This is a genomic window from Opitutaceae bacterium (genome assembly GCA_041395105.1).
Taxonomy (GTDB): Bacteria; Verrucomicrobiota; Verrucomicrobiia; order Opitutales; family Opitutaceae; genus B12-G4.
Genome location: JAWLBB010000008.1, coordinates 1 through 17889, shown reverse-complemented (window position 1 = coordinate 17889; position 17889 = coordinate 1). Strand labels below are relative to the sequence as shown.

At 62.9% G+C, this 17889-nt stretch carries 15 protein-coding genes and 1 pseudogene; 10 read left to right on the top strand and 6 right to left on the bottom strand.

All coding sequences use genetic code 11. From position 1 onward, the window contains the following. Positions 1-28 precede the first annotated feature (28 nt). Positions 29-577, top strand: coding sequence for an IPT/TIG domain-containing protein (locus R3F07_17965; protein MEZ5278273.1), 549 nt, complete (start codon positions 29-31; stop codon positions 575-577). Here the strand turns inward: R3F07_17965 and R3F07_17960 are convergent. The 4 genes and pseudogenes from R3F07_17960 to R3F07_17945 form a co-directional block, all read right to left on the bottom strand. Beyond that, on the bottom strand, positions 523-1560 hold the full coding sequence (locus R3F07_17960; protein ID MEZ5278272.1) for an endonuclease/exonuclease/phosphatase family protein: 1038 nt from the start codon (positions 1558-1560) through the stop codon (positions 523-525). The two genes, R3F07_17965 and R3F07_17960, sit on opposite strands and share 55 nt — an antisense overlap. 35 nt (positions 1561-1595) lie before the next feature. Continuing rightward, positions 1596-1748, bottom strand: coding sequence for a hypothetical protein (locus R3F07_17955; GenBank protein ID MEZ5278271.1), 153 nt, complete (start codon positions 1746-1748; stop codon positions 1596-1598). A 15-nt stretch (positions 1749-1763) separates the two neighbouring features. After that, positions 1764-1994 (bottom strand): hypothetical protein, encoded by a 231-nt coding sequence (locus R3F07_17950; GenBank protein MEZ5278270.1) that lies wholly within the window; start codon positions 1992-1994, stop codon positions 1764-1766. A 77-nt stretch (positions 1995-2071) separates the two neighbouring features. Beyond that, positions 2072-2695: pseudogene (locus R3F07_17945) on the bottom strand (M48 family peptidase). Between the two features lie 260 nt (positions 2696-2955). Here R3F07_17945 and xseB point away from each other — a divergent pair. Both xseB and dxs read left to right on the top strand, forming a co-directional pair. Continuing rightward, the gene (xseB, locus tag R3F07_17940) at positions 2956-3198 is read left to right on the top strand and encodes an exodeoxyribonuclease VII small subunit (protein MEZ5278269.1); all 243 of its coding nucleotides are present in this window, start codon (positions 2956-2958) and stop codon (positions 3196-3198) included. Positions 3199-3222: 24 nt separating this feature from the next. Continuing rightward, complete coding sequence (gene dxs / locus R3F07_17935; protein ID MEZ5278268.1) at positions 3223-5175, top strand: 1-deoxy-D-xylulose-5-phosphate synthase; 1953 nt, start codon at positions 3223-3225, stop codon at positions 5173-5175. Between the two features lie 1129 nt (positions 5176-6304). Here the strand turns inward: dxs and R3F07_17930 are convergent. Beyond that, the gene (locus R3F07_17930; protein ID MEZ5278267.1) at positions 6305-6754 is read right to left on the bottom strand and encodes a response regulator; all 450 of its coding nucleotides are present in this window, start codon (positions 6752-6754) and stop codon (positions 6305-6307) included. 171 nt (positions 6755-6925) lie between these two features. Here R3F07_17930 and R3F07_17925 point away from each other — a divergent pair, with 171 nt between their 5' ends. The 7 genes from R3F07_17925 (at position 6926) to R3F07_17895 (ending at position 15748) form a co-directional block, all read left to right on the top strand. Continuing rightward, on the top strand, positions 6926-8203 hold the full coding sequence (locus R3F07_17925; protein MEZ5278266.1) for an enolase C-terminal domain-like protein: 1278 nt from the start codon (positions 6926-6928) through the stop codon (positions 8201-8203). Positions 8204-8329: 126 nt separating this feature from the next. Further along, positions 8330-9310 (top strand): MoxR family ATPase, encoded by a 981-nt coding sequence (locus tag R3F07_17920; GenBank protein ID MEZ5278265.1) that lies wholly within the window; start codon positions 8330-8332, stop codon positions 9308-9310. Between the two features lie 23 nt (positions 9311-9333). Further along, positions 9334-10254 carry a DUF58 domain-containing protein gene (locus tag R3F07_17915; protein MEZ5278264.1) on the top strand — a complete coding sequence of 307 codons (921 nt, stop codon included), beginning with the start codon at positions 9334-9336 and terminating at the stop codon, positions 10252-10254. A 7-nt stretch (positions 10255-10261) separates the two neighbouring features. Beyond that, positions 10262-11284: a VWA domain-containing protein gene (locus R3F07_17910; protein ID MEZ5278263.1), complete on the top strand. Its 1023-nt coding sequence runs from the start codon at positions 10262-10264 to the stop codon at positions 11282-11284. 128 nt (positions 11285-11412) lie between these two features. Next, positions 11413-12012: a VWA domain-containing protein gene (locus tag R3F07_17905; GenBank protein ID MEZ5278262.1), complete on the top strand. Its 600-nt coding sequence runs from the start codon at positions 11413-11415 to the stop codon at positions 12010-12012. After that, complete coding sequence (locus tag R3F07_17900) at positions 12009-13184, top strand: hypothetical protein (GenBank protein MEZ5278261.1); 1176 nt, start codon at positions 12009-12011, stop codon at positions 13182-13184. The genes R3F07_17905 and R3F07_17900 overlap by 4 nt, the downstream gene beginning before the upstream one ends. A gap of 2 nt (positions 13185-13186) precedes the next feature. Further along, positions 13187-15748, top strand: coding sequence for a BatD family protein (locus tag R3F07_17895; GenBank protein MEZ5278260.1), 2562 nt, complete (start codon positions 13187-13189; stop codon positions 15746-15748). A 631-nt stretch (positions 15749-16379) separates the two neighbouring features. Here the strand turns inward: R3F07_17895 and R3F07_17890 are convergent. Continuing rightward, on the bottom strand, positions 16380-17687 hold the full coding sequence (locus tag R3F07_17890; GenBank protein MEZ5278259.1) for an integron integrase: 1308 nt from the start codon (positions 17685-17687) through the stop codon (positions 16380-16382). Positions 17688-17889: the final 202 nt, after the last annotated feature.

Sequence of the window (17889 nt, the reverse complement as noted above, 5' to 3'; positions counted from 1 at the left end):
CGAGGTCAAGACTGCCACCGGTTCCAAGGTGCTCGAGGAATACACGGACATCACGAAGTTCACCGTGGTCAACCGCTATGCCCTGACCCTCGACGTCAATCGGGCGCCGGTCGGGGCCAAGGTCAGCATTCTCGGCCGCGGTTTCACCCAGGCCGATGCCGTCCTCGTGGGCGGCATGCCGGCCAGGACGGAGTTCCAGTCGCCGACCTCGATCAGCTTTTACGTCCCCGCGGTTGCTCCCGGCCAGAACCACCCGGTCAGCCTTTCCAGCGGTCTGAGCGTCGGCACCTTGCGGGTCGACCCGGCCACCGTCCGGGTGGTGCCCTCGTCGCTCGACCTGGCCAGCGGTGCCAGCTCCATGCTGATCTTCTCCATCCCGTCTCCGGCTCCCGCCGGCGGTATGGCCATCCAGGTGACGACTGACGTTCCCGACAGTGTGATCATGCCCGAGGTGATCGTCCCTGCCGGCGACCGTTCGGTCAATGTCTCCATCCGCGGCGGAACGCCCGGCTCGGGCTCGATCTACGTTTCCGCCCCCGGCCAGAGCGAGATCATCGTTCCGATCACCGTGCGCTGAGAAGGTGGGTCGTCCCCGCCCACGGGTCGGTTGTCGTAGCGGCAATAGCCCGCCGCCGTTGACCCGGGGATCTCAATCCGCGAAATCGAGATCAGCCAGACCAACCGATGATCACTGGCCCGGGCCGCGACGTCAGTTCTGACCGCGCCCCGGCCTCCGACCACCCGGGAGGAAGATGCGGCTGAAACCGGAAGGTAATCCGCCCGGCTGTAGACCTCCTCTTTGCCATAATAATGGGTCCAGGTCTGGCCCCACTGGTTGATGGCGGGAACCGCGCGCGAAATCTCCGTTCCACCCCGCTTGAGCAGGGCGTTCAGCGATCGTGACCCCTTCGTATCGTTCAAGTCGCCGGCAATCATGAAAGCACCGGCGGAAGGATCCGGATACCGTTCGAGGATGACATCCCGGATCGCCCGGGCCTCCCCGACCCTTCGGATCCCGGACTCCGGATCGTCCTCGCGATCCGTATAGCGGCTCTTCAGGTGAACGACAAAGAGGCTCCACCTTTCGCCTTCGCATTCGAAAACCAGCTCGATCAGGCCCCGCTTGACCGCCTCCTTTCCGTCGAAATACCGGAAGTGCAGCAAATCGATCGAGCGGTTCTCCACGAACGGGATGCGGGAAAGCACCGCCGTGTGGCGTTCCTCATCGGCCGCCTCAAGGAGAACCCGATAAGGATAAACCAGACCCTCGGTCTCCAGATCCCGCCACAATTCCTCCAGGTAGGGGCGCGGGCCCATCTCCTGAAGTGCAAGGATATCGGGTTCGACGGACCGGATCACCCGGCGAAGGGCCGTTTTCTCCGACTCGGGTTTGGGGTAATCCGGCCGGAAGGTTCCGTCGACCCGCCGGTCCATGGCCAGGTAATTCTGCAGGTTGTAGGTCGCCACCCGGACGGAGCCATCGCCGCCTTCGGCCGACGCAAGACCGCCCAGCAGGAGGAGGGACCATCGGAGAAGGCCCGGCCGCCACCGGCCCCTCATCCCGCCGCCCCGCTCCCCGCGCCTCCGCGACGCCGTCAGTTGATCGAGCCGACCCGTTCCACCAGGGTCGGATGAGAATAATAGAAACGGCTGTAGATGGGATGCGGGGTCAGGTTGCCGAGATTCTTCTCGGTCGGTTGCCGCAGGGCCCCGATCATCGACGGCCGACTGCCGGTCATAGCCTTCACCACATAGGCATCACTTCAATATTCATGTTTGCGCGACAGAAGATTGATGAAGGGGAAGGCGAAGGTGACCACGCCGCCGATCAGGGCGACCAGCAGAAAGACCGCCGCCTTCTCCAGGCCCTCGAAACCGAAGCCCGCGAGGAACCACGAACTGCCCGCCAGGTAGTCGATGACAACCCAAGCAGCACCATGAGCAAGGAAAGCCCGAGCATCCGGCGGATTATGGTGTTCCTTGTAGTGGCCGATCTCATGGCCAGGACGGCCTCGAGTTCCTCTTCACTCAATTGCTCGATCAGGGTGTCAAACAGCACGATCCGCCGAAAGCCCCCGAAACCGGTGAAGAACGCGTTGGAGTGGGCCGAACGGCGGCTGCCATCCATCACCTGGATGCTGGAAGCGCGGAACCGGGTGCGCTCCGCCAAGGCGAGCAGACGATCCCGTAGGTGCCCTTCCTTCAGCGGGGTGAACTTGTTGAAGAGCGGCATGACCAGGGCCGGGTAGAAGACAATCATCAGCATCTGGAAGCCGGCGAAGACCCCGAAGCCCCAGAGCCACCACGACTCACCCAACCACTCAACGAGCTTGAGCAGGAGCCAGAGCAGGGGAAAACCGACGACCAGGCCGATCAGCCACCCCTTCAGGTTGTCGATCACCCAGAGTCCGAAGGTGCTCCGATTGAAGCCGAACCGCTCCTCCAGGCGGAACTGCGACCACCACTCCATCGGCAATCCCGGCAGACCGACGGCGAAAATGGCGATGAAAAAGAAAACCACCTCTGCCCAGGCCGCCGGTCCCAGCGCCCCGGTCACCCACCCATGCAGAGCCGGCAGGAAACCGGAGAGCAGGATCGCCCCCAGAACGATCGCGTCGTAGGCGGAGTCCACCATGCTGAACTTCAGCTTGGCTGTCGTGTATTCCACCGACTTCCGGTAATTCTCCTCGGTCATGACGTCGGCGATCGCCGGCGGAGGCCCGGAGATGTGCCGACGCACTTCCGACAGGTTGAGTCGGTCGAGCCAGATCTGGGCGACGAGGCGAACCAGAAGGAGTAGAAGAACCACGGAAAGAACGGCGGGCATGATTGCGCAAAAGCAGAACCGCCAGCCGCCCGGGCGGCAAGCCTTTGTAGGGGCGGGGCTTCAGCCCCCCTCCCGAGGGAATTTCAAGAATGGATTGAAATCGTCGTTCACCGGGTCATCCTCATGGCGTGGCATCAAACGACCGCGCAAAACTATCTTTCGAACAAGCACTTGAGAAGCTGGAGCAGCTGATTGCCCAGATGGAGGACGGCGACATCGCTCTCGCCGACCTTCTGGAGAAGTACGAATCGGGCACGGCACTGCTGCGTGTCTGTGAAACCCGACTCAAGGAAGCCGAACTGAAGATTGAGCAACTCCGCGCCTCGGCTGAAGGTGTTGGATTGACCGCGTTTGAAACCGACAAGTCCTGACCCTCACCTACTCTGCCCGCCCTCATGAGCGATTCGAAGCGTTCCCCAGACCCGGCCCCGGCCAAAACTCCCGTTCTCGGGCTGATCCGGAACCCGGGCGACCTGAGGAAACTCCCCGAGAGTGACCTTCCGAGGCTCGCCCAGGAAATCCGCGACCGCCTCATCGCGGTCACATCGGTCAACGGCGGCCACCTCGGGCCCAATCTGGGAGTGGTCGAGCTGACCATCGGTCTGCACCGGGTATTCGATTCCCCCCGCGACAATCTGATCTTCGACGTGGCCCATCAGGGCTATGTCCACAAATTGCTGACCGGACGGAATGACGAGAAATTCAGCGCCATCCGCAGGTCCGGCGGCTACAGCGGATTTCTGACCCGCACCGAAAGCCAGCACGACTGCTACGGGGCCGGACACGCCGGCACCGCCCTTTCAGCCGCCCTCGGGATGGCGACCGCCCGGGATCTCCGTGGGACCGATGAACACGTCATCGCCGTTCTCGGCGACGCCGCCCTCACCTGCGGGATCACCATGGAGGCGCTCAACAATATCGCCACCTCGACCAAGCGGCTCATTGTCATTCTCAATGACAACGAATGGTCGATCGCCCGCAACGTCGGCGCCCTTTCCAAGTACCTGACCGAGATGATCACCAATCCGGTCTACAACCGGATGCACGACGATCTTGAATCTTTCCTCAAGCGGGTCCCCGGTGGCAATTCCCTCATCCGGATCGGAGGCCGGGCCAAGGTCGGGGCCAAAAGCATGATGGTTCCCTCGTCGCTTTTCGAGAAATACGGCCTGCGCTACCTCGGCCCGATTGATGGCCATGACCTCGAACAGGTCATCCGGAATCTGGAATTCGCCAAACACTCCGATCAGCCCATCGTCATCCACCTCATCACCAAGAAGGGCAAGGGGTACCCGGTCGCCCTCAAGCAGCCGGAGCGCTTCCACGGGACCAGCCCTTTCGATCCGGACAACGGACAGCCCAAGGCCAGCACCTCGGCCGCCCCTCCGACCTACCAGGACGTCTTCGGTGAGACCCTGACCGCTTTCGCCCGGAACGACCCCAAGGTTGTCGGGATCACCGCGGCGATGCCGAGCGGGACCGGTCTCAGCCATCTGGCGGAGGCTCTGCCCAAGCAGTTCTTCGATGTCGGCATCGCCGAGGAACACGCCGTTCTCTTCGCCGCAGGCCTCGCCACCAAGGGTTTCCATCCGGTCTGTGCCATCTATTCAACCTTCCTGCAGCGAGCCGTCGATCCGATCATCCACGATATCTGCCTGCAGAATCTGCCCGTCACCTTCTGCATGGACCGTGCCGGACTGAGTCCCAACGACGGACCCACTCACCACGGACTGTTCGACATCGCCTACCTTCGCGGCAGCCCGAACACCATCATCATGCAGCCGAAGGACGAGGACGAGCTGATCGACATGCTGCATACGGGTATCAAGACCCCGTCACCCACCTTCATCCGCTACCCGCGCGGGGCGTCCGTCGGGGTGAAGAGGAAGTCCAGGCCGGCCCCTCTTGCGATCGGCGAATCCGAACTGATCCGACCCGGGACGGACATCATGATCTGGGCCCTCGGCCCGATGGTGGCCGATGCCGTCCGCATCAGCGACCACCTCCTGCTGCACGAAGGTTTCTCGGTCGGCGTGGTCAATGCCCGCTTTGCCAAACCAATCGACCGGGAACGGCTGATCGCCCACGCCGGTGAGGTCAGCCTGATCGTCACGATGGAAGATCATGCCCTCGCCGGGGGATTCGGCAGCGCGGTTCTCGAGACACTCCAGGATGCCCACCGGTTGATCCCGGTCGAACGGATCGGCTGGCCCGACACTTTCGTCGACCATGGCAGCAGTCCGGAGATCCTGCGCGCAGCCCACGGCCTCTCTTTCGAAGACCACATCCGCCGGGTCACCGACCATTTCCGCCGCCTCGATCAGGACCCGGTGGAAGCAATGGTCTGAAAACCCGGGATAGGTGGCTCTGAAATCGAGGCATAAAGCCTCTCCTACATCTCATCCATAGTCCTCCTCACTTGGTGGAGAGGCTTTACGCCTCGAACTTCCACCACATCCAAGTCAGTAGGAGAGGCTTTACGCCTCGAACTCCCACAACATCCGATTCGGTAGGAGAGGCTTTACGCCTCGAACTCCCACAACATCCGAATCAGTAGGAGAGGCTTTACGCCTCGAGCTTCCACGGCATCCGAATCAGTAGGAGAGGCTTTACGCCTCGAACCTCCACGGCATCCAAGTCAGTAGGAGAGGCTTTACGCCTCGAACTCCCACGACATCCAAGTCAGTAGGAGAGGCTTTACGCCTCGAACTCCCACGACATCCGAATCGGTAGGAGAGGCTTTACGCCTCGATCCATCTTCCTATCGTCGACCTGCATGGTCGATGCGAGAAAAGGTCACCAATCGCTTCGGCTTGGACGCGTTTCTTCATCCGGAAGCCTCTACTTCGTCACAATCTGCCTGATGAAAGGGTCCTCCGGCCTCGACCATCCGGTTGTGTACGGAAAAGCCCTGTCGATCTTGAAACAGTATGAAGCCTCGGGTGCGGTCGGATTCCTCGCCTTGGTCATAATGCCGGATCATCTTCACGTTCTCTTCAGGCTCTTGGAACCGTGCACTCTGGCAGAGATCGTCAGGTCGTTCAAGGGACGCCTGAGCCCAACTCTCCGATCACTGAATCTGCAGTGGCAAAGAGGATCCTTTTTCGACCGGAGACTGAGAATATCCGACTCGGTTGCCGCAGTTCTCCGATACATGCAGATGAATCCGTATCGCAAGAGTCTGCTCAGGATCGATGAAGTCTGGCCCTATTGGCATTGCTCCTCAGAGGCTCGTCTATGGATGGTGTCCGATAAGGACATTCCTCCACCAGAGTGGCTCTGAAATCGAGGCATAAAGCCTCTCCTACATCTCATCCAGCGTTCTCCTCACTTGCAGGAGAGGCTTTATGCCTCGAACCTCCACGGCATCCAAGTCAGTAGGAGAGGCTTTATGCCTCGAGCTCCCACGACATCCAAATCAGTAGGAGAGGCTTTATGCCTCGAGCTTCCACAACATCCGAATCGGTAGGAGAGGCTTTACGCCTCGATCAACCGCTTTCGACCCCGTGGTCGTCGCGGTCGGCGGGCCCGCGCGGGCTTTGTCCCCGCGACCCCCGGTGCTTTCCCGACCAACCGACCCAGGGCCTCGACGATCTCCTCAACGATGAACGGTCGGCTCACGACGGCATCGGCGCCCATCCGCAGCACCTCGCCGCGGTGGACCTCCGACTCCGCGGAACACAGGACAATCACCGGAACCGGCTCCTCAGGCCAGAGATGCCGGATCACCTCCATCACACCCACTCCGTGAATGTCCGGCAGGTCGAGATCCAGAACCACACCCGCAGGTCGCGACCCGCAGATCCGGGCCAGCGCCTCACCTCCACTGCCGGCGGACTCGGTCGTCCAACCCGATCGGACAAACGCATAGGCGAGCAGTTCCCTGAGTTCGGGATCGTGGGCCGCGATGAGAATCGGTAGGGGCATGGGTCTCATCGAAATCGACCGTGACGCCTGCGGTCAAACCTCCCAGGTGACATCTTTGCGAATTTACAACTGGATTACAGCTGCCGTATGCCGGGGCTGCCCATCTCGAATTATTCAAAGTGCCCTTGAGTCCGGCCGCGGTATCTGGTCGATTCGACTGATTGCACGCCCATGAAATCGCAAAGCCAGCCCACTGATTACCTGAATCCGACCTCGGCCGCAGCAGATTCGCGACCAACAACAGGCGAGAAGCCGCTGAAGATCCGCAATATCCGGACTTTCGTGACCGCGCCGGAAGGCTGCAACCTCATCGTGGTCAAGGTCGAGACCGACGAACCGGACCTTTTCGGACTCGGCTGCGCCACCTTCTGCTACCGGCATCATGCCGTGCGTGCGCTGGTCGACGGGCACCTCAAGCCACTTCTCATCGGCCGGGATGCCCGCCAGATCGAGGATCTCCACCAGCTCATGCGGCTCAATGCCTATTGGCGCAACGGACCGGTCATCAACAATGCCATCTCCGGCATCGACATGGCCCTCTGGGATATCAAGGCCCGCGAAGCCGGCATGCCCCTCTACCAGCTGCTCGGCGGGCGCTGCCGGGTGGGTGCCACCGTCTATCGGCACGCCGACGGACGCGATCCCGCCGAGCTCAAGGACAACGTCCGGAAGTTTATCGACGAGGGCGTCACTCATATCCGGATTCAATCGCAGGGCTACGGCGGATCGAAATCGGCCGTCCCGCCCGGCCCCGGCTTCCCGCCCGGCCATTACTACGATCCCGCCGTCTACCGGCGCAGCGCCCTCGCCGCCCTCGAGACGGTCCGGGAGACTTTCGGCGACGAGATCCATCTCCTTCACGATGTTCATGAACGCCTCAGCCCGGCGGAAGCCGTCCGCTTCGCCCGCGAGGTCGAGCCCTTCCGACTCTTTTTCCTCGAGGACCTCCTCTCTCCCGAGGACAGGGACTGGTTCGCAAATGTGCGAGCCACCTCGACCACTCCGTTGGCCATGGGTGAACTCTTCACCAATCCGCTCGAATGGACCCCGCTCGTGATCAACCGCCAGATTAACTACCTGCGGATGCACATCAGCGATATCGGCGGTCTCACCCCGGCCCGGAAGGCGGCTGTTCTCGGAGAGACCTTCGGGGTCCGCACGGCCTGGCATGGCCCCCCCGATCAATCTCCGATCGGACACGCCGTCGCCCTCCACCTGGATCTGGTCGCCCCCAACTTCGGCATTCAGGAGTTTTGCGGTTTCGGCGCCAACACCCGGGAGGTTTTCCCCGGTTGCCCGCAGCTCTATCGGGGGGTTCTCTACGCTTCCGACCTCCCCGGCATCGGAGTCGGCTTCGACGAAACCGCCGCCGCCCGCTTTCCCGAGGTGGATGCCGTCACCGATTGGACCCAGGCCCGCCTTCCCGACGGTACCCTCAACCCGCCTTGATCCACCGGCTTGAGTTCCCGCCGGTTTCCGATTCCAGTTTCTCCGGAACCCTCACCACCAGGTTCCGGTCCATTCTCTGCTGCCGCTGCGCAACAAACGTGTTCCCAATCGATTCCATCAATTGAAATGACCCAGACACATCCCTGGCCCCAGGCCATTCGAACCGAGGTCGGCAAGGCTGTCCTCGGCCAGGAAAAAGTCATCGAGCGACTCCTCGTCTCACTCCTGGCCAATGGCCACGTTCTTCTCGAAGGCATGCCGGGTCTGGCCAAGACACTCCTGATCAAGAGCCTCGGCACCGCTCTCGGCCTGCAGTTCGAGCGCATCCAGTTCACCCCGGATCTCTTGCCCAGCGATGTCGTCGGCACCATGGTCTTCCAGCCGAAGGATGGACGGTTCATCCCGCATCTGGGTCCCGTTTTCGCCAATCTCGTCCTGGCCGACGAGATCAACCGCGCCCCGGCCAAGGTCCAGAGCGCCCTGCTGGAGGCCATGCAGGAGCGCCAGGTCACCATCGGAGGAGAATCCCACCTCCTGCCCAGGCCCTTCTTCGTCATGGCCACCCAGAATCCGGTCGAGCAGGAAGGCACCTATCCCCTCCCCGAGGCCCAGCGCGATCGTTTCCTCTTCAAGCTCATCGTCGATTATCCTTCCGAATCCGAGGAAAGCGAAATGATGGCCCGGTGGGGCATGGTCACCGCCCAACCCGCCCTCGAAGGCGTTTCCAACGGAGAGGAACTTCTCGATCTGCGCAGCGAGGTCGACCGGGTTCACGTCGCCGAGGAACTCAAGGCGTATATCCTGAACCTCGTCCGTGCCACCCGCGGCGAGAAAGACAACGCGGCCCACCGGAACAAGTATCTCGCCTACGGGGCGTCGCCGCGTGCCTCCCTCGGACTCTTCCAGGCCGGGCGGGCCCTCGCCTGGCTCCGGGGTTCAGACCACGTGACCCCCGGCATCATCCAGGACATCTTTCTCGACACCATGCGCCACCGGATCGGCCTGACCTACGAAGCCGAGGCCGAGGAAGTCTCTCCCGATGCCATCCTTCAGACCATCGTTGAGGAGACCCCCGTTCCCGGAATCCGCACGTCCACCCGCGCCTGAGACTGCACCGCCCGCCCGTTCCCATGGCAAATCAGGCTCCCCTCATCGGCGTTCGCCCCGACGGATCCACTCCCCTCGGCCTGCTCCGGCGCATGGAGTGGCGGGTCCGGCACGCGGTGGAGAATGTCCTCAGCGGCGAATACCGTTCGTCGTTCCGCGGACGGGGCATGGAGTTCGACCAGGTGGTCAAGTATGAGTTCGGCGACGACGTCCGGGACATCGACTGGAATGTGACCGCCCGGCTCGGCGAACCCTACCGCAAGAAATTCGTCGAGGAGCGCGAAGTCTGCCTCTTCCTCCTCTTTGCCGACACCCCTTCCCTGCAGTTCGGTTCGGAAAACCGGAGCAAGCGCGAAGGTCTTCTCGAACTGGCCGCCCTCGTCATGCTCCTCGGCGCGGTCAACCGCGACCGGGTCGGCCTGGTCTACGCTTCGCCCGGTGGCTACGCCTTCCGGCGCCCCGTTCCCGGACGCCAGGCCATCCTCCACTCCGCCTCGACCCTGATCGGAAGGCCGGTGCCGTCGACCGACGGACCCAATGAGGCCCGGATCCCCTGGCGTTTTCTGGCCAAGGCGGCACCGCGGCACAGCATCTTCATCTGGTTCGGAGATTTCCCGCCGGCCGGCGAACCGGAGGGCTGGACCGTCATCCGCCGACGCTACGAGGCGATGGGCTTCCGCATCGAGGACCCCTGGGAACGCGAACTGCCCAAAGCCGGCGCCCTGCCGGTGTTCGATCCGGTCACCGGTTCTCTCGCCGTCATCGACACGCGCACCTCCTCCCACCGCACCGCCCATGCCGAGTGGGTGGCCCAACGCGACGACGCCTTCCATGCCCTCTTCCCGGATCCCGCCAACCGATTGACCGTTTCAACCCGGGACGAGCCGATCGATGCCATGATCTCCTTCTTCCAGCGCCGGTTGAAACAGCCGGCCCGCCGCTGATTCCGTCATGACCCGCTGGACACTTGAGGATCCCTTCTGGCTGCTGCTTCTGCTCGCCCTGCCTCTGGTGGCCTGGCTTAGGAGCCGCCGCACCCCGATCCTCCTGATGATTCCGTTCGCCTCCGCCTGGCACCGGCCCGGCATCGGGCGGGCACCGTTCGGCTCGGCCGTCATGGCCTACCTCGGCTCGATCCTTCTCATCGTCGCCCTCGCCCGTCCCCAGCAGATCGACGACAAGCGGGAGTCTCAACAAAGTGGATACGACATCATCCTGGCGATGGACCTTTCCGGCAGCATGAGGGCCGAGGACTACCGCCGTGGCAGCACCTACATCAACCGCTGGCAGGCGGTCAAGCCGGTCATCGAGGCCTTCATCCGGGAACGCTCCAGCGACCGGATCGGACTCGTCGTCTTTGCCGGCCGGGCCTATACCCTTTCCCCCCTTACCTTCGATCACGACTGGCTCCAGCGCCAGACCGATCGCCTGGAGGTGGGCCTGCTCGAGGAGGGCACCGCCATCGGAGACGGCGTCGGCGTCGCCCTGACCCGCCTCGAACAGGGCCGCAAGGAGCGGTCCGGCCCCCGCCAGGGCGCCTTCATCATCCTCATGACCGACGGCGCCAACAACCAGGGCAAGCTCGATCCTCTCGACGCCGCCCGCCTGGCCAAGGATCGAGGGATCCCCATCTACACGATCGGGGCCGGCAAGGACGGCATCACCCGGATGCCGGTCAGTGACGAATCCGGCCGCACCATCGCCTACCGGCAGGTTGTGTCCGATCTCGACGAGCCCACACTTCGCGAGATGGCAGCGGAAACCGGGGGACGTTATTTCCGGGCCGACAAGCCCGAGACCACCGAGTCGGCCTTTGCCGAAATCGACCGGACCGAAAAGATCGAGTTTTCCGCCCAGACCTTCGTCGTCACGTCCGAGATCTTCGCCTGGTTCGCCGTACCCGGGGCGTGTTTCCTCGCTTTCTCGGGACTCGGCCGCACCCGCAACCCGAATCCGAAAGGAGGCCGTCTGTGAGTTGGGAACATCCCGCCTTGCTCTGGTTCCTCATCCTACCGGTTGCCGGTCTTCTCTGGATCCTTTTCCGACCGGAACGAAACGCCGGAGAAGCCCGGTGGCCCAAAATCCAACGGTTGAAATCCGGTATGGGCGGACTCAAGCCGGCACCGGTCCGCGCCGCCGTCCGCGTTGGGCCGGTCCTCATCTGGCTGGCCCTCGTGCTCGTCATCACCGCCCTGGCCCGGCCCCAGTGGGGTGAAACCGAGGAGCAGGTCTATGAGCGGGCCCGGGAGGTTCTCATCGCCCTTGACCTTTCCCGCAGCATGCTCGTCGACGACGTCGCCCCGTCCCGGCTGGAACGCAGCAAACTCATGATCCAGAGCCTGCTCGACCAACTCGAAGGCGAGCGGGTCGGGCTCATCGTCTTTGCCGGGACCGCATTTCTGCAGAGCCCCCTCAGTTCCGATTACCAGGTGTTGCGGGGCTTCCTGGCAGAGCTCGATCCCGATTACCTGCCCCAGGGCGGCACTGATTATGAAGCCATGTTGAAGACGGCGCTCAATTCCTTCGGGCAGGAAGAAGGTCCCGCCGACCGTTTCCTCATCGTCCTGAGCGATGGCGAGAGCCTCGACGGCGACTGGAAGCCCCAAGCCGAGATTCTTCGCGAGCGCTCCATCCAGGTCCTCGGACTCGGGATCGGCACGGCTGAGGGCGGACTCGTGCCCGATGGACGGGCGGCTTCATGAAGGATGCCGGAGGAGCCGTCGTGCTCTCCCGGCTCAACGACACCACCCTCCGCGAACTCACCGAGATGACCCGGGGAGTCTACCGGCCCGCTTCCGGGTGGATCGATCTGGCCGACCTCATCTCCGCAACGATCGAAAAGGGCCGGGCCGGACAATTCCTCGAAGAGAGAACCATCCGGCGCATCGAGCGATTCCAGCTGTTTCTCCTCCCGGCCATCATCCTGGCCTTTCTGTCGCTCTGGCGCGAACTCCCCTCACTGCCACGCTTCCGTCGCCTCCAGCGGGCCAGCGACCGGCAACGCAAACGGCAGGCGTCCGCCACATCGGCCGCGTTCCTCGCGCCGCTGCTCATAGCCGGTCTGGCCCTCGCCCCCCGTCTGCCGGCGCAATCCCTCGTTGCGCCCGAACCGCCGAGCCCGGATGCGATCAAGGAACTGGTCACCCGTCTGATCGAACAACCCGCCGCCACCGCCGCCGATTGGTCAACCCTGGCCAGGGAAACACTCGCCTTTGGTCAGGCGGTGCAGCAGGCCGGGCAACCCATCCCGAAAGGCGCGGTTGAAGACGCGATCGAGGCGGTCGACCGGGGTGCGGCGATGGACCCCGAAACCGCCGACTGGGAGCAACTGCGCAGCGATCTGCTGAAATTGCTGGAAGAGCCTCCACCCCAGGACCAGCAGCAGGACAAGGACGACCAGAAGAAGGACGATCAGGAGCAGGATCAGGAAAACCAGGACAAGCAGCAGTCCCAGGATTCCCAGCAGTCTCAGAACGACCAGGAGAATCAGGACAACGACCAGAATCAGGAAAGCGGCGATCAGGGCCAATCCGGAGACTCAAAGCAGAACAGGGATCAGCAGGATCAGAACAAACCCTCCCCTGAGGAAAAAGACCAGAACGAGGAACAGCAGGCGGAGAACCAACCCAAACCCGGCGAAGAAGAAGACAGGACGGGCGAGGAGGAACAGCCGTCCGACCCCAACAAAGAGGACGATAGCCGGATGCAGTCGATCGGGGGCGATTCCTCGCAGGCGGAGCTTCCCGACGATCCGAAACTGGCCGCCGCCCTTCAGGAACTTGAACAGGTTCGCAATCAGGATTCCCCGGCCCGCCTCTTTCAGATGCTCGAAGGAGAACCACCCACCGAATCCAAAACGAAGAAAGACTGGTAGCGATGCCGCGCCTTGTGAGAATCCTTTTCCATTTCCTCCTTTGCCCGGTCCTGGCCGGCCTTTTCGCAGCCAGCTGCGGATTCGCCCAATCGGTCAGTTGGGAACCGGCAGGCGGACAGCTCGGTTTCGGCAAGACAAACCGGCTTTCCCTTGTCTTCGACGGCTGTCAGCCGGCCGAGAATTTCGAACTGCCCCCCATCGACGGCCTCAATGTCGGCCAGCCCGCCCGTTCCGAGCAGACCAATATCATCAACTTCAAGGTCAGCCGCCGGGTCGAGCTCTCCTATGCCGTCCAACCCACCCGCAAAGGAGAGATCGTCATCCCGTCACTCAATATCCTGACCAACGAAGGACGTTTGCGGGTCGACGAGGTCCGCTTCGAGGTGGTCGACGCCACCGTAGGCGGCACCGATCTCAACATCGACTCGCTGGTGACCTCGCTTCTTCAGGTCCCTGCCGGCCCGGTCTGGGAGGGCCAGGTGATCGACATCACCTATGTGCTCCTGGTCTCCCGACGCTTCCAGGTCAGCCTGTCCAGCGAACCCCAGTGGTCGCCCAACGGCCTGCTCATCGAACCGTTTGGAGAGCCCGAACAGGTTTCGGCGACCGTGGCCGGCGAGGAACGGGTGGGCCTGCGCTACCGCACCCGGGCCCTTGTCCGCAAATCCGGTCCTCTCCAGATCGCCGCCGTCCAGCAGCGCATCAATGTCCAGACCGGGGACCGGTCCGGCTTCTTCTTCTCCCGGCCCCAGGTTGAGGAATTCCTCATTTCCAGCGACGATCCCGTCATTCAGGTCCAGCCCCTGCCCTCGCCCGCTCCCGCAGGATTCAAGGGCGCCGTCGGCAGCTTCACGATGGAGTCCAACGTGGTCCCGACCGAGACCAACGTCGGCGATCCCGTCACCTGGACCCTCAAACTCGAAGGCACCGGCAACTGGCCCGAGGGCATCGGCCTCCCCGAACGCAAGGCCAACGTCGACTTCAAGGTCATCCAGCCGCAAAGCCGCAAGGAACTGGCCGAGGGCAAAATCTTCACCGGGACCCTGTCCGAAGACGTCGTCCTCGTCCCCACCCGTCCGGGGAATTACCAACTGGGTGCCGTCGACTTCACCTTCTTCAACACCGCTTCCGGGCGTTACGAAACCCTCTCCGGCGACGCGGTCAACGTCGCGATCCAACCGATGGCGCGCACCAGTCCGTCGCTGCCCCCGGTTTCACCGGCATCCCCGGAGACAGCGACCCCATCCGCCGAACTGCCCGCCAGCCCTCCACTGATCGAGTCCACCGGACCCGCCCTGCCGCGCGATCCCCTCGCCGTTCGTTCCCCGAGCGCCGCCCCGTTCGTCATTCCAAATCTCTGGTGGGCCTTCCTCATTTTCGTCCCGGCCCTCGGGACCTGGATCCGCCAGATGCTCCGGCGGTTCAATGCCGACAATCCCAATCTCCAGGCCAGGCAAGCCCTCGGGGAATTGACCGCGCTTACCATCACCCTTGAGAAGGCCCCCGGTCCTTCCGAGCGCCGCGCGCTTCTTCCGCAATGGATGGGACTCGCCTCCCGCGCTCTAGGCCTCCCGTTGGCCGCGCCCTCCGCCCCTGCCATCGACGCCCTGCTCGCCGGACGGGCCTCCGAATCCGAACGGGGTGAGTGGCGCTCCCTCTGGACTGAAGCCGAAGAAGCCCTCTACGGTCCCAACACGACCCTCAGCGAAGACTGGCCATCGAAGGCCCGCCGACTCGTATCCCGTATCCGGATGCGCCGGCGGCCCCCGACCGCCTTCTTCCGACGCCGCTACTGGATCCCCCTTCTCCTTTTCGTTCCCCTCCTGCCGCTTCCCCGAGGCGAGGCCGCCACCGCCCCTATCGATCACTATCGGGAAGGAGACTACACCGAAGCCGCCACCGCCTGGCAAAAGCAGCTCGAGGCGACCCCCCGGAGCCCCGCCCTGCGCAACAATCTCGCCCTCGCCCGTTCCCAGGAGAAACGCTGGTCCGAGGCCAATGCCTGGTGGACGACCGCCTTTGTCCTCGATCCTTCCGATCCGGACATCCGCTGGAACCTCCGCACCGGCCTCTCCCGGGCCGCCGGGATGCCGCCCCGCCTGGCCGCGCTGCTCGACTCCCGGGGCCTTGACCGACTCGCCACTCTTCTTTCGCCCGGCGCCTGGAACCGGGTCCAGGGGGCGGGTGCCGTTCTCGCCGCCCTCGGACTCAGCCTGACCGTATCCGGCCTCTTCCGACGCCGCCGCCTCGCCCTCATCATCGCGCCGATCGCCCTGCTCGCAGGCACGCTCGGCCTCGGCCTCGGCACCGTCGGCGTCCTGCAATACGGAGTCCTCGCCCATCCCGACGCCGTCGTCGTGAGCGGCGATTCCGTGCTCCGCTCCATCCCGACCGACGTGGCCGACGAACAGCAGTCCCGAGCCTTGCCCGCCGGTGAGATCGGCCGGGTCGACGCCGCCTTCCTCAGTTGGCGCCGGTTGCGACTCGACAACGGCGAAACCGGTTGGGTCCGCAAATCCGTCCTCGTCCCCGTCTACGCCGCCCCGGACCCAAACCAACCGTAGTCGGCTACGTATTCTTTTGCGATCCGAAACCAACCGTAGTATCCTACGTTTGGTTTGCGGTTTTCAAACAAACCGTAGCGCCCTGGAATGGCGCTTGGTTAAGAGTGTTGATCGTTGTTTTGTCTCGGACAACCGTTGCGGCTGGCCGGGGACGTCCAGCCCTACCACGGATGCTCCGATTTCAGTTGGTAGGGCGGGGCCTCCGGACCCGCCGTCGAAGAGCAGTCAACACCTCGATGGCTGATCCGATTCTTTCGCTGACCGAGCGCCATTCTACTATCCTACGTATGGTTTGAGGTTTTCAAACAAACTGTAGCGCCCTACGGTTTGTTTGGAACAATGTCAGGACCCCGCGTTCCGAAATCCGGGTTAGCATGAGGGAGGATCCCCTTCGAGGGGTTCACCATGTGCCTTCAGGTCTGCCAGGTCTCTCAGGCTCCCACTCACCATCATCATGGAAACCTCGACAGTCACGTCCTGACCTCTGACCTCCGACCTCTTCCCTATCCGCCCCCCGTCATCTGTCATCCGCCCTCCGTCCTGTGACCTCCGACCTCTGACCTATCCCGCCCTCCGACCTCTGACCTCTGACCTCTTCCCTATCCCGACCTCCGACCTCTTCCCTATCGTGTCATCCCATCCGATCCAGCGGACTGTGGACCCGCCGCACCGCAGGAGCCGCGACGTGGGTGTAGATCTGGGTTGTCTCGACACTGTTGTGCCCAAGCAGTTCCTGGATGCTCCGCAGATCCACGCCATCCTCGACCAGGTGCGTCGCATAGGAGTGCCGCAGCGTGTGACAACTGACATGCTTGTCGATTCCGGCCATCCTGACCGCTTTCTTGATCGCAAGGTGCGGCGTGCTGTCGTGGACATGATGGCGGCGGCGCAATCCACTCCGAGGATCAAGCGACGGGGTCTTCCCGGGAAAGAACCACTGCCAGCCGAAATCCAGCCCGGCCTTCGGATACTTCACACTCAGACCGTGCGGCATCCAGACTCCGGCCAAATCCTCCTTCCGGTCCGCGGCATGAAGCAGAACCAGACGTTCCCGCTGCGCCATCAGCTCATTCTTGAGCGAAGTCGGCAATGGCACCGAGCGGTCCTTGTTGCCCTTGGCCTCACGCACATGGATCGTCTCCCGCTCAAAATCGACATGCATCACCCGCAGGCGAACCACTTCCATCAACCGCATCCCCGCCCCATACATCAGCTTCAACATCAGACCGCTGTTTCCTTCCACCGAAGTCAGCAGACGGCTGACCTCATCCCGGCCCAGGACGACCGGAAGCCGCTTCCCCCTTTTGGCACGGATTGTCTGCCCCAGATCGCCCATCTCACGCCCCAGGACATGGGTGAAGAAAAAGAGGATCGCCGACAGCGCTTGATTCTGGGTGCTCGCAACCACGTTTCGTCGAACCGCCAGATCCTCCAGAAACCGCTTCACCTGATCGATCGACCACGACCGCGGATCCTCCCCTGGAAAGAACCCGAAAAACCGTTGCATCCATTCCATGTAGGTCTTCTCGGTGCGGAGAGCATAATGCCTCACCCGCAGCGCTTTTCGCAGTTGTCCGAGCCAGACCCTCGCGCCCGGATCCGGGATATCCGCCTGCCTCGGAGCCAACCGGTCCGACTCTCCGGTCGCTGCGCTTTCGCTCTGGACCCCAATGCTTTGCGTTGACTCACATCCCTGCTTGAGTCTGAATCGAGGACGAAGGAGGCCTTCGGGTGTTTCCTCCCAATGCCAATTCTCAATCCCTCGAGAAAATGCGGTCAACGCCTGCCGGGTCTGATCCAGGCGGAAACTGGCCGAGGGCGGCAGCGTCTCTTGCAACATCCGCAAGTAGCCCTTGCCGGTGACGATCAGGTCCAGGGGCTCCCCTCTCTGGGTCGCATAGCGGAGAAACCCATCCAAGTGGACAGACCACCAACCCATGGCCTTTTCGTTCAGCCGAAGACCCTGACCCTCAACAAGCCGCCGAACCCACGGTTTCACCTCCGGGCCCTGCGTGCGCACGCTTTTCGTCACACCGTCCATTACGTGCACATTTGTTCACCTTTTTCCGGCAGAAGTCGAGTTTTTTCTTCTTTTCCCGGTTATTCTCGAGTTTTTTCAACCTAAACAACGTTCGAGGAAA

Bases quoted from the DNA above. Each gene is read 5' to 3' on its own strand.
- R3F07_17920 (MEZ5278265.1), top strand. From the start codon at position 8,330: ATGACCCAGACACATCCCTGGCCCCAGGCCATTCGAACCGAGGTCGGC.
- R3F07_17900 (MEZ5278261.1), top strand. From the start codon at position 12,009: ATGAAGGATGCCGGAGGAGCCGTCGTGCTCTCCCGGCTCAACGACACC.
- R3F07_17930 (MEZ5278267.1), bottom strand. From the start codon at position 6,754: ATGCCCCTACCGATTCTCATCGCGGCCCACGATCCCGAACTCAGGGAA.
- R3F07_17890 (MEZ5278259.1), bottom strand. From the start codon at position 17,687: ATGGGTTGGTGGTCTGTCCACTTGGATGGGTTTCTCCGCTATGCGACC.
- R3F07_17915 (MEZ5278264.1), top strand. From the start codon at position 9,334: ATGGCAAATCAGGCTCCCCTCATCGGCGTTCGCCCCGACGGATCCACT.
- R3F07_17925 (MEZ5278266.1), top strand. From the start codon at position 6,926: ATGAAATCGCAAAGCCAGCCCACTGATTACCTGAATCCGACCTCGGCC.
- R3F07_17895 (MEZ5278260.1), top strand. From the start codon at position 13,187: ATGCCGCGCCTTGTGAGAATCCTTTTCCATTTCCTCCTTTGCCCGGTC.
- R3F07_17960 (MEZ5278272.1), bottom strand. From the start codon at position 1,560: ATGAGGGGCCGGTGGCGGCCGGGCCTTCTCCGATGGTCCCTCCTCCTG.
- dxs (MEZ5278268.1), top strand. From the start codon at position 3,223: ATGAGCGATTCGAAGCGTTCCCCAGACCCGGCCCCGGCCAAAACTCCC.
- R3F07_17905 (MEZ5278262.1), top strand. From the start codon at position 11,413: ATGGGCGGACTCAAGCCGGCACCGGTCCGCGCCGCCGTCCGCGTTGGG.
- R3F07_17910 (MEZ5278263.1), top strand. From the start codon at position 10,262: ATGACCCGCTGGACACTTGAGGATCCCTTCTGGCTGCTGCTTCTGCTC.